Annotated in this window: 15 protein-coding genes; 6 read left to right on the top strand and 9 right to left on the bottom strand. The window is 41.1% G+C overall.

Annotated elements, in window-relative coordinates:
• Positions 1-2: 2 nt before the first annotated feature.
• From oppC to H7U01_RS08020, 8 genes are all read right to left on the bottom strand, one after another.
• Entirely contained in the window at positions 3-929 is a 927-nt protein-coding gene (oppC, locus tag H7U01_RS07985) for an oligopeptide ABC transporter permease OppC (RefSeq protein WP_107373260.1), read from the bottom strand.
• Positions 929-2,422, bottom strand: a complete 1,494-nt coding sequence (locus H7U01_RS07990; RefSeq protein ID WP_038676511.1) for an ABC transporter permease — start codon at positions 2,420-2,422, stop codon at positions 929-931. The genes oppC and H7U01_RS07990 overlap by 1 nt, the downstream gene beginning before the upstream one ends.
• Before the next feature lie 60 nt (positions 2,423-2,482).
• On the bottom strand, positions 2,483-4,453 hold the full coding sequence (locus H7U01_RS07995; RefSeq protein ID WP_183135799.1) for a peptide ABC transporter substrate-binding protein: 1,971 nt from the start codon (positions 4,451-4,453) through the stop codon (positions 2,483-2,485).
• A gap of 181 nt (positions 4,454-4,634) precedes the next feature.
• Entirely contained in the window at positions 4,635-6,605 is a 1,971-nt protein-coding gene (locus H7U01_RS08000) for a peptide ABC transporter substrate-binding protein (protein ID WP_201041417.1), read from the bottom strand.
• Between the two features lie 236 nt (positions 6,606-6,841).
• Positions 6,842-7,825, bottom strand: a complete 984-nt coding sequence (gene pta / locus H7U01_RS08005; protein ID WP_073689253.1) for a phosphate acetyltransferase — start codon at positions 7,823-7,825, stop codon at positions 6,842-6,844.
• Positions 7,826-7,840: 15 nt separating this feature from the next.
• Positions 7,841-8,737 (bottom strand): RluA family pseudouridine synthase, encoded by an 897-nt coding sequence (locus tag H7U01_RS08010; protein WP_201041418.1) that lies wholly within the window; start codon positions 8,735-8,737, stop codon positions 7,841-7,843.
• Entirely contained in the window at positions 8,734-9,570 is an 837-nt protein-coding gene (locus H7U01_RS08015; protein ID WP_002884507.1) for an NAD kinase, read from the bottom strand. Before H7U01_RS08015 ends, H7U01_RS08010 begins: the two co-directional genes overlap by 4 nt.
• Positions 9,542-10,216, bottom strand: a complete 675-nt coding sequence (locus H7U01_RS08020; protein ID WP_014634828.1) for a GTP pyrophosphokinase family protein — start codon at positions 10,214-10,216, stop codon at positions 9,542-9,544. Before H7U01_RS08020 ends, H7U01_RS08015 begins: the two co-directional genes overlap by 29 nt.
• 95 nt (positions 10,217-10,311) lie before the next feature.
• On the opposite strand from H7U01_RS08020, the gene H7U01_RS08025 reads away from it, so the two are divergent.
• From H7U01_RS08025 to H7U01_RS08050, 6 genes are all read left to right on the top strand, one after another.
• Positions 10,312-10,887, top strand: a complete 576-nt coding sequence (locus H7U01_RS08025) for a CYTH domain-containing protein (RefSeq protein ID WP_002886838.1) — start codon at positions 10,312-10,314, stop codon at positions 10,885-10,887.
• A 274-nt stretch (positions 10,888-11,161) separates the two neighbouring features.
• The gene (locus tag H7U01_RS08030) at positions 11,162-12,133 is read left to right on the top strand and encodes a ribose-phosphate diphosphokinase (RefSeq protein ID WP_002884482.1); all 972 of its coding nucleotides are present in this window, start codon (positions 11,162-11,164) and stop codon (positions 12,131-12,133) included.
• A gap of 3 nt (positions 12,134-12,136) precedes the next feature.
• Positions 12,137-13,249: a cysteine desulfurase family protein gene (locus tag H7U01_RS08035; protein ID WP_201041419.1), complete on the top strand. Its 1,113-nt coding sequence runs from the start codon at positions 12,137-12,139 to the stop codon at positions 13,247-13,249.
• A 1-nt stretch (position 13,250) separates the two neighbouring features.
• Positions 13,251-13,598: a DUF1831 domain-containing protein gene (locus H7U01_RS08040; RefSeq protein ID WP_002884733.1), complete on the top strand. Its 348-nt coding sequence runs from the start codon at positions 13,251-13,253 to the stop codon at positions 13,596-13,598.
• Positions 13,599-13,739: 141 nt separating this feature from the next.
• A complete protein-coding gene (locus H7U01_RS08045; protein ID WP_002884205.1) occupies positions 13,740-14,399 on the top strand; it encodes a redox-sensing transcriptional repressor Rex in 660 nt (219 codons plus the stop codon).
• Complete coding sequence (locus H7U01_RS08050) at positions 14,392-15,087, top strand: gamma-glutamyl-gamma-aminobutyrate hydrolase family protein (protein WP_037601715.1); 696 nt, start codon at positions 14,392-14,394, stop codon at positions 15,085-15,087. Before H7U01_RS08045 ends, H7U01_RS08050 begins: the two co-directional genes overlap by 8 nt.
• A gap of 57 nt (positions 15,088-15,144) precedes the next feature.
• Here H7U01_RS08050 and radC read toward each other — a convergent pair whose 3' ends face one another.
• Entirely contained in the window at positions 15,145-15,831 is a 687-nt protein-coding gene (radC, locus tag H7U01_RS08055) for a RadC family protein (RefSeq protein ID WP_201041420.1), read from the bottom strand.
• Between the last annotated feature and the right edge of the window lie 27 nt (positions 15,832-15,858).

Below are 15,858 nucleotides of genomic sequence, written 5' to 3' on the forward strand. Positions count from 1 at the left end.
TCCTATCTATGCGTACGTGGGTCGCTGGCATCCGCCAAGTTTTGACCGACAATAAAGAGAGCAAGGGAAACGAGGATCAAGGTAGTCAATGGAATCCAGAAGAGATAAGCATTGACTGTAACGTTCTGTGCATAGTCTGAAATCAAACGACCAAGACTAGGCGTTGTAACAGGAAGCCCTAAACCAAAGTATGAAAGGAAGGCTTCGTAAGAGATAAATCCTGGCAAGAGCTGACTAGCCATAGTTACAATAACTGACACTAGTTGTGGCATGATGTTTTTAACCACAATCTTAGGAGTTGGTGTTCCCAGTGTACGAGAAGCCAAGTTATACTCCAAATCACGGTAACGCATGATTTGAATACGGATAGTATAGGCAATACCAATCCACCCTGTAACAGTCATGGCAAAGATCATATTCCAGAAACCAGCACCCAATGAGTAAGTCAAGACGATAACTACAAGGAGGGCAGGAATATTTGAGATGATGTTATAGATTTCCATCATAATCATATCGAAGGTCTTAGAAATCCCCCAAACAGCACCTACAAGCAAACCAATAACAACGTTAAGGAAGGTAGCGATAACAGCAATAAGGATAGAATTACGAGCTCCAAACCAAACACTATCGAAGAGGGACTTACCATTACTGTCCGTACCGAACCAGTATTGAGCGTTTGGATGCACATAACGTACACTAAAGTCATTAACCTTAGACACATCATTAAAGTCAAATTTTGAAAACATCGGGTAGATAAAACTCATCAAAATGATAGCAATCAAGATTCCCAACATGACAGTTGTTGACTTCTTTTTGAAGAACTGACGCATCACCGATTTCCAGTATGAATAGGCCGGCGCATCAATTGTTTCAGAGGCAAAATCATCGCGCTTTACAAATTGGAACTTACTTTTATCAATTGAAGCCATTATTTACCTCCTTTAGATGTCAATTTGATACGTGGGTCAATCATAGTCATAAGGATATCACCCACAAGCAATGAGAAGATGGTGAGGGCTGTGAAAATAAATACAAGACCCACAACCATAGCGTTATTTGAAGCACGGACAGAGTCAATCAACATTTTACCCATACCAGGGAAGGCGAAGATTGTTTCTGTCAAGGTTGCCCCTGTGATAACACTAACGATAGATGCTGGGATTCCTGAAACCAAGGAAACCATAGCGTTTTTGAAAATGTGTTTATTCGAAATTTCTTGTTCTGACAATCCTTTGGCACGTGCAAAACGAACGAAGTCTTGTGATTGCAAGTCAATCATGTAACGACGAATCCAAATCGCAAGACCTGGTGTTGACAAGAGACCGAGAATGACAGATGGCAAGACGTATGAACGCCAGTCACCCGCACCCAAGATAGGGAAGGAATCTGGAAGACCAATCTCAGAACCAATCAAACGAATGATATAAACCAAGGCGATGGTTGGTAGTGAAAGCAAGAAAGTCAAGACACCTGTTGATACACTATCAAAGAGGGTATTTTTAAAGCGTGCCATGTATGATCCCAATGGAATTGCCAAAGCATAAGACAAGACCAAACCAATCAAACCTGCAATGGCAGAACTTGTCACCATTGATGGGTATTGGTAGCGACTCTTGGTCGCTGTGTATGGGTCATTTCCATAGTAAGAACGATCTCTAGCATCAGCCTGACTTGGTGATTTATAAGTACGAGAGTAGATATCTACTGAAGATACCTTCTTACCAGTAGGGAAGTTGACCTCAGAGCTTTGTGTTTGTCCTTGACCTTGTGTAATAACATCAAGAACACCTTGCTCAGCATAAGTTGGGTAAGATGTACCAAGGTTCATCTTAACAAAGTTTTGGTGAACAAATGGGAACTGACCGTTAAAGTAAAGCAAGTATTTATGCTTAGTCCCTGAACCAACAACTGACCAACCGATAGCTGGGTCATTTTCAATACGGATATAACGCTTCAAGTTTGGATTTGTTTTATCTTTAACCCATCCAGTATTGTCAAATTCAAAGAGGTGCGTATAGAAGCCAAACACACGTTCAAGTACTGGCACATCACGTGTCGCATAGAATTGTTTACTTTGCTTGAACTGATGCAAACGCCAGCCATGTCCCAAACTATCCACATATTTTTGGTAGATAGCCTTATTTTCTTTTGTTGGCTTAGTGGTTACTGACTTATCAAGGGAGCTAGCTTTCTCCTGCAACTCCTTGGTGTCATAGTAATCAATATAACCCATACGTTCATAGATTGTATTTTCATAGTTAGCCTTAGAATCAGCTGTTTTTGCAATCTTATTGTAGTTAGGGTCCTGTCTGAAAATCAGACGCCTCGGCACCATGGTATAGATAATCGTGTAGGTCAAGGCCGTCACGACAAATATTGACAATAGAGAACGGAGGGTTCTCAATAAAATGTATTTTTTCATGTCTCTTCCTTTAATTCCAAAAGAACTTTCCCAATCTAATGAGAAAGTTCCATCGTCCTTTTATTTAACGTGTTTCTCAAGGTCTTTTTGAGCTTTTTCGTTGGACTTAGACTTTTCTTTAAGCCAGCTTTCACGGGCTTTATCATAGTTTTTCTTAGTGACAACATCTTTTTGAGGTTCAAGGTACTTGAAGTATCTATCAGAACCCTTAGGTCCTACTTGAGAGTAAGCACCTGAGAATGGTGTCAAACGAGCTACCATTGGAGCAGCACCCTTGTTAACCATAAGTGGCATGAAGAGTGAGCTATCTTCCAACCAAGCTTGTGCCTCTGCATAACGTTCATAACGTACGTTGAGGTCGCTTGTTTCTTTAGCTGCATTATCAACCAAAGCATCAAAGTCTTTAAGACCTACTTGAGCTGCTGCTGCATTGTTAGGATCGTCAAATCCCATGTAAGTTTTTGTGTTCTCACTAGCTGTTGTCTTGAAGATATCAAGGAATGTTGATGGGTCTTCGTAGTCAGGCGCCCAAGCAACTGAAATATTGATATCCCAGTCTTCTGCTGCTGCGTTAGAAGCATACAATGTGCTATTTAGAAGATCATCTTGAGACATTTGATGAACATCTACCACGACATTTTCTTTACCGAGTGTCTTTTCAACAGATTGTTTCAAAGATTGTGCACGTGCTACAGTTGGTTTAGCCGCTTGGTCAACAGGAAGGTCCAAGTGAATTGGGAATTGAACACCTTGTGCTTGAAGGGCTTCCTTAGCCTTATTAAATTCAGTCTTAGCCTTATCAGCGTTGAAGATACCATCTTGACTGTCTTTAAGGTTGACACCTGACCACTCATCACCATATGAAGCCATCTTTTCAGTTACCAAATCACCGAATGACTTGTCACCAGCATAAACAAAATCAGGTTTTACAAGAATGTTACGAACAGCAAGGGCTGCACCTTTTTCACCATTAAGTTGTGCTGAATAAGCTGTACGGTCAATAGCAAAGTTAACTGATTGACGGAAATCTTTGTTAAGAAGAGCTTTCTTAGTTGAATCTTTCTCAGCATCAGTCTTCTTAGATGTATGATTGTAAGACTGACGGTCAATATTAACACCAACCCCACCAATATCTGCAGATGGTTGTGTATAGAAGATATTATCTTTATATTGTTTTTCTACAGAATTAAAGTTTGAGCTTGTTGGATATAGACGTGCTTGGCTATAAGCGCCATCAGTGAAATTACGAACAAGCGATTCTTGGTCAGATGCATCGTAGAAAGAAAGTTTGATGCCATCAAAGTGAACATTCTTCTTATCCCAATAGTTTTCATTTTTAGTCAACTCAATAGATGATTTAGCTGTCAATGACTTAAGGATGTACGGACCATTATAAAGGATAGATGATGGATCTGTTGATTTACCAAAGCTATCCCCTTTTGACTTAAGGAACTCTTCATTTACAGGCCAGAAGAGAGAATAAGTCATCTTAGAATTCCAGTAAGGTTCTGGTTGTTTAAGAGTGTACTGAAGAGTGTAGTCATCAAGAGCTTTAACACCAACTTTAGAGAAGTCTTTATCAGTACCGTTGAAATAATCAGCAAGACCTACTACAGAATCTTTTGCTAAATAGATTGACTCTGTCTTCTTGTCAGCAGCATGTTTAAGACCTGTTACGAAGTCTTTAGCTGTTACTTCCGCATACTCTTCACCATCTGAAGTATACCATTTAACTCCCTTACGAAGTTTGTAAGTATAAGTCAAACCATCAGCTGAAACAGTCCAATCCTTGGCAATAGCAGGCACCAAGTTACCATATTTATCATTTTCCAAAAGGCCATCGACACCATTTGTCACAGCATCAGTTGTTGAACCTTTATTGGAAATAAGGTAATCCAATGTCTCAGGGTCAGCAGTATAAACATAGTTGTATGTATTGCTTGAAGTGTTTGATTTTGATGAGCAAGCCACTAAAACCCCAACACTAAGGAGGGAAACACCCGCAAGGGCCAACCATTTACTTTTTTTCATAAGCATTCTCCAAAAATTCTTTTTTAATATGCCTACATTATACCATAAAAAATAAGATGAGTACAATTTTCAGAATATTTTGTCTTATACTGACTTTCTCACAATTATACCCCTTATAAACACTAGGGATTAGCCCTTTTTTGACAAAAGAAAAAGGCAAACTGCCTTTTTCTCAAGATTATTATTTAACGTGTTTCTCAAGATCTTTTTGAGCTTTTTCGTTAGATGCTTTCTTTTCTTTAAGCCATTTTTCACGACTTTGTTCATATTCTTTCTTAGTAACTACTTTTTCTTGTGGTTTCACATATTTGAAGTAGTCTGATGAGTTCTTATCACCCACCTGCATGCTAGCACCCGTAAATGGTGTCAAACGTGAGATAACTGGTGCTGCACCGTTACCAACAGTCAATGGAATGACAAGAGAGCTATCTTCCAACCAAGCTTGAGCTTGAGCATAACGGTCGTAACGAGCGTTGAGGTCTGTTGTTTCTGAAGCTGCTGAATCAAGCAAAGCATCATAATCTTTAAGACCTACTTGGGCTGCTGCTGCATTGTTTGGATCATCATACCCCATGAAAGTCTTGGTATTTTCACTTGAAGTTGTCTTAAAGATATCAAGGTAAGTTGATGGGTCTTGATAGTCTGGACCCCAAATGACACCGTTAGAAATATCCCAGTCTTCTGCCGCTGCATTAGCCGCGTTAAGGGTTGCATTTTGTATGTCATCAGATGATAATTGGTTAACATCGATAACCACATTATCGCTACCCAATGATTGCTCAATGGTTTGTTTCAAAGATTGGGCCTGAGCAACATTGATTTTAGAACTTTGGTCAACAGGAAGGTCCAAGTGAATTGGGAATTGAACACCATCTGCTTGGAGAGCTTCCTTAGCTTTGGCAAACTCAGTCTTAGCTTTTTCAGCATTGTAGAGGCCATCTTGACCATCAGTAAAGTTTACACCTGACCATTCATCACCATAAGAGGATATTTTCTCTGTTACAAGATCTCCAAAGGTCTTATCACCTGCACTGACAAAATCAGAAGGAACAAAAAGATTACGAAGAGCTAGAGCTGCACCATCTTTACCATTCATTTGTGATTGATAAGCCGTACGATCAATTGCGAAGTTGATTGATTGACGGAAGTCTTTGTTTAGAAGAGCCTTCTTAGTTGATGTCTTTTCAGCATCCGTCTTCTTGGCTGAGAATTTATAGCTTTGGCGGTCGATATTAACACCAATGGCTGATGTAGACGCACCTGCTGCAGTGTAATAAATGTTATCTTTATATTTCTTCTCTACAGAAGAATAGTTAGAACTCGTTGGGTAGACACGAGCCAAACTATAGGCACCATCCGTGAAACCACGTTCTAGAGCCTCTTGATCCGAACCGTCATAATATGACAATTTGATGGCATCAAAGTGTACATTCTTCTTGTCCCAATAATTTTCATTCTTAGTCAACTCAATAGAGGATTTAGCTGTCAAAGATTTGAGAATGAAAGGACCATTATAGAGGATAGATGTTGGGTCTGTTGACTTACCAAAATCTTTTCCTTTGTTCTTAAGAAAGTCTTCGTTAACTGGGAAGAGCAAGCCATAAGTTGTTTTAGAGTTCCAGTATGGCTCAGGTTTTTTAAGGGTGTATTGCAATGTATAATCGTCGATTGCTTTAACGCCTACATTTGAGAAATCTTTATTGGCACCAGAGAGGTAGTCAGACAAGCCAGCAATAGAATCTTGCACCAAGTAAAGAGCTCCAGACTTGCCATCAGCCGCATGCTTAAGACCAGTCACAAAGTCCTTAGCAGTCACATCAGCATACTCTTCACCATCAGAAGTATACCATTTAACTCCCTTACGGATTTTATAAGTATAAGTCAGACCATCTTGAGACACAGACCAATCTTCAGCTACTGAAGGGACAAGATTTCCATATTTATCTGCTTCCATAAGACCATCTACACCGTTTGTCACAGCTGTCTTAGTAGGTCCTGTATTTGAAGTAATGTAATCCAATGATTCTGGGTCTGAATTATAAACATAACCATAAGTCGTTCCACTAGTACTTGACTTAGAAGAACAAGCCGCTAAGGCACCAACACTTAGAAGGGCTACACCCGCGAGGGCTAACCATTTGCTTTTTTTCATAAGATTTCTCCAAAAAATAAAATTTTACTCTTTCATTATAGCATAAATAATCAAGAAAAACAGTCACTTCCAGAATATTTTGCACAAGCAAAGTACATAATGAAACACGGCAAACTCAACAGTCCATTGTATTTCCTGGATTTCTAGCTACTTTAATCGATTTATTTTTAATCACCAGTCATGCATAAAACAAAAAGGCCTAACACCTTGGTTAAACCTCTGTTTCTAAGTTAAAATTAGCCATTAAGAGCTTGAGCAGCTGTGATAATCGCCAAATTGTAAATATCTTCAGCACTAGCACCACGAGAAAGATCGTTTACTGGTTTATTAAGACCTTGTAAGATTGGTCCGATGGCTTCGAACATTCCCAAACGTTGGGCAATCTTATAGCCGATATTACCTGCTTGCAAGCCAGGGAAGACAAAGACATTAGCATGTCCTGCTACGTCACTATCTGGAGCCTTAATAGCCGCTGTTGCTGGAACAAATGCTGCATCGAACTGCAACTCCCCATCAATAGCCAAGTCAGGACGCATTTCTTTAGCAATATTTGTTGCTTGAACAACCCTGTCAACTTTTGGTGATTTAGCAGAACCTTTTGTTGAGAAGCTAAGCATTGCCACTTTAGGATCAATACCAAAAACTTTAGCTGTTTCGGCAGTATTAATTGCAATTTCTGCCAATTCTTGAGCATTTGGTTCAATATTGATGGCACAGTCAGCAAACATCAAGCGATGATCGGTATTTTCACGGTTCATAAGGAAGACACCTGATGTACGAGAAATACCAGGTTTTGTTTTGATAATTTGAAGGGCCGGACGTACCGTATCCGCTGTTGAGTGAATAGCACCTGAAACCATCCCATCAGCAAGACCAAGTTTAACTAGCATAACACCGAAATAGTTGACATCATGAAGCAACTTTTCCGCATCTTCCATTGTCGCTTTCCCTTTACGGATTTCAACAAATTTTTCCTTCATTTCCTCGAAATCTTCATAGGTTTCAGGATTAATAATTGTATAGTTAAAGTCTGCAAAACCAAGATCGTTCAAGATTTTGTGAACCTCTGCTGGGTCTCCCAAAATAATAGGATCAACCAATCCTTCAAATTTCAAACGGGCTGCTGCACGAACCACACGGTCGTCGTTACCCTCAGGGAAAACAATCTTAACACCTTTCCCTAAAATATGTTCACGAAGTTCACCAAATAGACTACGCATAAAAAAATTCCTCAATCAATCTTTTTTAGTTTGTAAGTTCATGATAACGGTTTCAAAATCATCTGTCAAGGAAGATGCATGGACCATCTCTTTTTTGGTGAAAGGATCAACAAATGCAAGACGGTGACAATGCAAGGCCTGACGCTCAATACCATAGTCTAGAGAACCACCATAAAGATCATCTCCCAAAAGGGGAAGGCCTAAGTGGGCAAAGTGGACGCGAATCTGGTGAGTACGCCCAGTATGCAAATTGATATCAACCAGTTTAACCCTACCATAATCACCTACCAAACGATAACTAGTGTGGGCATATTTCCCCGACTTATGGACTCGACGTGTGATAATGGAATCCACATCACGCGCAATCGGTGCAATGATTTCACCCTGCTTCTCAAGTTTGGTGTCACCTTCAACCAAGGCATAGTAATGTTTCTTGATAGACTTCTGTTGTAACTGTTTATCCATACGAGCATGGGCGTAACCATGCTTAGCAAACAGCATGAGACCAGAGGTGTCCTTATCCAAACGTGTCACAATATGCACACGCTGGTTGGGATAATTATTGCTGACAAAATGATGTTTGACAAAATTAGCCATGGTATTATCGTGGTTAACACTTGGAATACTAGCATAGCCATAGGGTTTATTAATCACCAAGAAGTTATCATCCTCATAGACGATATCCAAGTCAAAAGGAATTGGCTTCAAGGTTTCATGCGGTGCCTCGTCCGGGATTTCAATGGTAACCACATCTCCTTCATGGACAGGATAAGTCGCAAACTGCTCCTCGCCATTGACCCAAATATGACCACCTTCAAACTTAATCTTGGCCAGAAGTCCTTTTGAAATATCGTGCTCCTTCAAAAAGGTCTTAACTCGACATGAACGTCCTACGGTAAATTCATATCTCATTCTTCCATGTCTCCGATAAAGGAATCACGTACGCGTTCCCAGAAACTTGTGTGACTGGCACTAGCCACAAAGGAAATCTTACGTTGGTCGATTGAAAATTCTACCTTTTTCACATTACGGTTGGTATAGGTTTTATTATCAACGGATAGAGTGTAGCTTCCCATTCGGGTAGGATAAACGGTAATCTTCTCATGCTTGGGCACAATAAGGGGACTTCCTAGAGTCCTGTACACACGATTATTAAGACTGGCAATCTCTGTCAGTTGCAAGGCTTCAATGGTAGGATGAAGGACCGCACCACCCAAGGATTTATTGTAGGCCGTTGATCCTGTAGGCGTCGACACTGACAACCCATCTCCACGGAAGCTCTCAAACAAGACATCATTAAGGCAAACATCTGCTGCCATGGTTTTCTCATTACGCTTGATGGCTGCTTCATTGAGGGCAATCGACGTAAAAGAACGACCATCAGCCAGGGTCAATTTGACATTCAAAAGAGGGTAAGAAATCTTTGCACCACTATCTTTTCGAAGCGTCTCGATTAATTGATCCACTTCACTGTCCAAATAATCCGTATAAAAGCCTAGATGACCCGTGTGAATCCCTACAAAACGCACACGCGCAAGCTCTTTTTCATACATATGAAAGGCCGATAGCAACATGCCATCACCACCAATTGAGATGACCACATCTGGATTTTTCTTGGTCAAATAAAAATCAGGATCATCTCGAAAGGCATTAAAAAGTTTCGAGGCAACACGCCTACTTTGGGGTTTGCCATTGGCAATAATAGCTACCTTCATCTCATCCGAAGAGGTCTTCATCTGTGTCATCACTATTTCCTACACTATCCTTCAAAGTTCTATTAATTGGATCAAAGAGCAACTGGGCTTCTCTAATATCATCACGTATCTTCCGCATTTCTTCGTCAAGCTCATAAGCCATGCGGGCCGTAGTTTCCAAGCGAAGTTTAATCTCCTCAGGAAAATTCCCCTGATACTTGTAATTAAGGGAATGTTCAATGGTGGCCCAAAAGTTCATGGCCAAAGTCCTAATCTGAATCTCTGCAAGAATCTCCTTACGACCATCTATGGTATCAACGGGATAAGATATAATAACATGATAAGAGCGATAACCCGAATTTTTACGGTTTCTGATATAGTCTCGCTCTGAAACAATAGTCATATCACTACGATGACGAAGCAAAGCCAAAACCTCATCCACATCATCGACAAATTGGACCATGACTCGGAGACCAGCGATATCCTGCATATCTTGAGCCAAATTTTCAATCGAAAGGCCACGAAGGGCGATTTTCTCCTCAATGGAAGCCACTGACTTCACACGTCCCGTCACAAATTCAATAGGCGAGTGACGATTTTGCTTACGAAATTGTTTACGAATGCCTCGGAGCTTGATTTTGAGCTCACCTACGGCCTGAATATAGGGGTCTAGAAATTCTTCCCAATCCATGGTCAAGATAGGACTCCTCCTTGTCAAAAGCTTTAGTTTTTTATAAAATAAATACAATCTGTTATATTATACCACATTTGAAAGCACAAGGGAGGACACACATGAACCATTTAGAGATAGAGTACAAGACTCTACTCACCAAAGACGAGTACAATCGTTTAGCGATGCTTTTCTCCCATGTGACACCTGTTACGCAAACAAACTACTACATCGACACTCCTCAGAGTGACATGAGAAATAAAAAGTTGTCTTTGCGTATTAGGACACTTCCCACTCATGGTGAGCTGACCTTGAAAATCCCTGAAAAAGTCGGGAACATGGAGTACAACGTTACCATGGATTGTGCGGATGCTAAGGCTTTGACTAAGTCGCTGGACTTTCCTGATTGTCAAATCAAATCCATTCTTTTAGAACGTGGGGTTAAACTAGAGGACCTAACCATCCTCGGACATTTGACCACAACTCGTCGCGAGTACCAGACCAACATCGGCCTCATGGCTCTTGATGTCAATGTCTATGCTGACAAGAAAGACTACGAGCTTGAACTAGAAGTTTCGGATGCTGAGAAAGGTAAAGACGACTTTGATGCCTTTCTTAAAGAAAATAATATTGACTTTAAGTATGCCAAGAGTAAGGTTGCACGCTTTGTAGCTACCCTCAAGCGAGACAAAGACTAAAATTTAGACAAGGAGCTGGCTCCTTGTTTTTTTTATTTTAAACACATGTAGCTTCAAATGCCACAAGTATTTAGAACTTCAGAGGGTAATAGATTTCTCTAAAAACGCATACAAAGGAATTTTATCTAACAAAGGTTCGGTATTTTTCACTAATATCATACTTTGATGGCTGAAATTTCTGCTTCTTTTTGCTAAAATAGAACTATCTGTAGTTTTATTACAATAGCCCTAACTGGGCTTAGCATCTTATTTTTTTAAAGGAGTCACCATCGTCATGGTACATCAAAAAGCAAACCCACAATTGAAATTGTTCTCGCTCAGCTCAAACCCAGAAATTGCTGAAAAAATTGCTGAGGCTACTGGATTGCCACTTGGTAAAGTATCTTCACGTCAATTTTCTGACGGTGAAATCATGATCAACATTGAAGAGTCTGTTCGTGGGGACGATATCTATATCATCCAATCTACTAGCAACCCTGTTAACGACCACCTTTGGGAATTGCTCATCATGATTGATGCCTGCAAACGTGCCAGTGCTAACTCTGTCAACGTTGTTATGCCTTACTTTGGTTATGCACGTCAAGACCGTATCGCTGCGTCACGTGAACCAATCACTGCTAAATTGATTGCCAATATGCTAGTTAAAGCTGGTGTCAATCGTGTCTTGACACTTGACCTTCACGCTGTCCAAGTTCAAGGATTCTTCGATATCCCAGTAGATAACCTCTTCACAATGCCTTTGTTTGCTGAATACTACAACAAAAAAGGATTCACAGGAAGTGATGTTGTCGTTGTTAGCCCTAAAAACTCGGGTGTTAAACGTGCTCGTAGCTTGGCGGACTACCTTGATGCACCAATCGCTATCATTGACTACGCCCAAGATGATTCAGAACGTGAAGAAGGCTACATCATCGGTGAGGTTGAAGGAAAAACAGCAATCTTGGTTGATGATATCCTTAACACTGGTAAAACGTTTGCTGAAGCTGCTAAAATCCTTGAACGTGGTGGCGTTAAAGACATCTATGCAGTAGCTAGTCACGGTCTCTTTGCAGGAGGTGCTGCTGAAGTCCTCAACGCTGCTCCAATTAAAGAAATCTTGGTGACAGATTCAGTTGCAACTAAAGAAAAAGTTCCTACAAACGTTAAATACATTTCAGCAAGTAAGCTAATCGCTAACGCTACTACTCGTATCTTCGAACGTCAACCACTTAGCCCACTCTTTGCTTACACTGCAAACGAGGACTAAGCTATGGTTTATTTGGACAATGCAGCAACAACTCCTTTAAATACTGCTGCTATTTCAGCTATGACACATGTCATGACTGAAACCTTTGGGAATCCATCCAGCCTCCATGCTTACGGTCGACAGGCTTCTAAGGAACTTCGTGAAGCCCGTGAAGAAATGGCCAAACACTTTGAAGTCCCTGCTCGTAAGCTTATTTTCACTTCTGGTGGGACTGAAGGAAACAATACAGCTATCAAAGGTTACGCCCTAGCCAATCAATCTAAAGGTAAGCACCTGATTACAACTGCTATTGAACACCACTCTGTCCTTCACACCATGGCCTACTTGGAAGAGCGTTTTGATTTTGAAGTAACCTATATTCAACCAGAAAATCAAGTCATTACTTCCCAACAAATCGCTGATGCCTTACGTGACGATACCATTCTGGTTTCTGTTATGTATGCCAATAATGAGACTGGCCAATTACTTCCTATTAAGGAAATTGGTGACTTGCTTGCCAATCACCAAGCTGCCTTCCACGTCGATGCCGTTCAGGTAGCAGGAAAACTTCCTATTCACCCAGAGGAACTTGGAGCAGATTTTCTCTCTATTAGTGCCCATAAATTCCACGGACCTAAAGGTGTCGGCTTGCTCTATCATAACGATTTGCATTTTGACAACCTACTCCATGGTGGTGAGCAAGAAGAAAAACGCCGTGCCAGTACTGAAAATCTGGTCGGGATTGCAGGTATGACTGCTGCTTACAAGCATGCTAGTGACCACTACCAAGACAATTACCAGCATGTTGAAAAGATTCGTCAGGCCTTTCTAGATTCCCTTACCATTCCTTATGAAATCAATGGTGGAGGACCTAGCCTACCTCACGTCATCAACATCAGTTTTCCTGATAAGGAAAACGGCCCTCTCTTAACCTTGTTAGACCTAGCAGGCTTTGCTGTCTCAACGGGTTCTGCTTGTACTGCTGGAACTGTTGACCCTAGCCACGTCATCCAGGCTCTCTATGGCAAGGATTCTGACAAGCTAAAAACAGCCATTCGCATTAGTTTATCAGAGGAAAATACCGCTGAAGAACTCCAGGCCCTAGCAGAAAAACTTAATCAAATCATAGGAGACTAACATGGCATTTGAAAAAAGCATTCATTTGACTGACTGTAAGTACCGTTACACCATCAGTCCTAATGTCAAAAAATTCACTCTACGTGATACGACTTTTGTGCAAAATAAAATCGGAAACTACGAGTTGCACCGCCTTCTCGAAAAAGTACCTAACTCAGGCGAAGGTTTCCCACTCAAAATCACTATTAACAAAGACTTGACAGGCTTCAAATTGTCTATCACAGACAAATCTGGCCTTCGTAACGTTAATATCTTTAAAAATGAAGATCACCACATCTTGCAAGAAAAATTCTACTTCTTGATGCAGAGTTTGGTTGATCGTAACGTTTTCGAGCAAGAAGAAGTCTAAATTTTTTCTTACTACATAGAAATAGCCTATCCATGTGATAGGTTTTTTATATCGCCTCATCTACTCTATTTTGTTGCAATCTTCACAAACTTTTCTTAAAATATAAGAGAATCATACTAATTAAAGAAAGGAAAGCGATCAATGACATTTGAGAAAAACATCCCAAACGCCACTGCCAAACGTCTCTCTCTCTACTATCGTATTTTCAAACGATTCCATCGTGAAAATATCGACAAAGCAAGCTCTAAACAAATTGCTGAAGCGATTGGGATTGACCCTGCTACTGTTCGTCGTGACTTCTCCTATTTTGGTGAACTAGGTCGCCGTGGTTTTGGTTATGACGTAAACAAGCTGATGACATTTTTCGCTGAACTCCTAAATGACAATGCGACTACCAAGGTACTCCTCGTAGGTGTTGGTAATGTCGGGCGTGCCCTCCTCCACTACCGTTTTCAAGAGCGTAACCGCATGCAGCTGGTCATGGCTTTTGATACAGACGATAATGAATTGGTTGGAACTCAAACTGAGGACAAGATTCCTATCTATGGGATTTCCCAGATTAAGGACAAGATTGCCCAAGAAGATATCAAAACAGCCATCCTGACAGTGCCATCAGTTAAGGCCCAGGAGGTGGCTGATCTTTTGGTTGATGCTGGAATTGAAGGCATTCTCTGTTTCTCTCCGGTCAACCTCAATCTTCCACGCCATGTGGTAGTCCAATACGTAGACTTGACTAGCGAACTACAAACCCTACTCTATTTCATGAAAGAAGAAGAAAAATCAAGGAGAAACAATGACTAAACCAATTATCGGAATCACTGCCAATGTAAGGCCTAATCCAGCCCATGAAGACATCAACTGGTCCTATGCCCCATCTGGCTTTGTAGAAGGAGTTCAAAGAGCCGGTGGCCTAGCAATCCTACTACCAGTATCCGATCCTTCGGAAGCCAAGACCTACATCTCCATGATTGATAAGCTTATCCTGATCGGTGGGCAAAACGTTGACCCTAAATTCTACAACGAAGAGAACCATGCCAGTGAAGATGACTTCTTCCTCGAACGGGATATCTTTGAAATGGCACTCATCGAGGAAGCCACTAAGCAGAAGAAACCCATCTTTTCAATCTGTCGTGGAACCCAACTCATGAACGTCGCACTAGGTGGTAGCCTCCATCAAGATATTGAAAATCACTGGCAGGACAAGCCTTCTGATTACCTCTACCATGAGATGATTGTTGATGAGAACAGTAAGTTAGCAGAAATCTACGGACGTGGAACCTCTATCAACTCCTTCCACCATCAAAGTATCAAACACTTGGCCTCTGACCTTCGTGTCATTGCGCGTGATCCTGAGGACAACACAGTCGAAGCTGTTGAGTCAAATAGTCCAGACCTTCGCTTTCTTGGTGTACAGTGGCACCCAGAGCTTCTCCTAGACAAACGTGAAGAAGACCTCAAACTCTTTGAATACGTCGTTAACGAACTTTAAAAGCAACTGAGACTGCACTCAGTTGCTTTTCTCTTGTCTTTATCACATAGGTTCAACCTAAAGATCAAAATCCTCCCTCTCCTCACGAAAAGAATAATAGGTCGATTTGCCAACAATCAGATGATCAAGCAGACAAATTCCTAAATCTTCACAGGAACGCTTAATCTTTTGTGTAAAATCAATATCATTTCGACTAGGATAGGCTTCCCCCGAAGGATGATTGTGAACCACAATCAAAGACGTTGCCATCAGATGACAGGCATAATGTAAAATCTCACGTGGCTCAGCAATCGAACGACGGACCCCACCAATAAAGACCGTCTTTTGCTGAATAATACGGTTCTGCGTATCCAAATAGATAGCCACCAGATGCTCTTGAGGCTTGTCCCCAATATCCAACATCATACGACGAGCCACCTGCTGACTGGACATAATCTGCTCAGAACGAGCCAACTCAGCCTTCTCAATCCGCTTAGCCAACTCCACCATAGCCTTGAGCTCAATAGACTTCACACGTCCAATACCAGGAATCTCCTGAAGCTCATTCAAGGACAAACGAGACAAATCCGCCAAACTCGTCATCCCTTTCAAAATACGATTGGCCATAGATAGAACCGACTCAGACTTGGTCCCTGTCCGCAGCACTATCGCCAACAACTCCTGGTCCGACAAAACCTCTGCTCCCTTCTGTAAGAGTCGCTCACGAGGCAAAAGCCCCGACTCCTCAGCTACAATACTATACATAAGAAAAAACCTCCTACTTACCTATTC

It is taken from the genome of Streptococcus sp. 21.1 (genome assembly GCF_016648635.1).
Taxonomy (GTDB): Bacteria; Bacillota; Bacilli; order Lactobacillales; family Streptococcaceae; genus Streptococcus.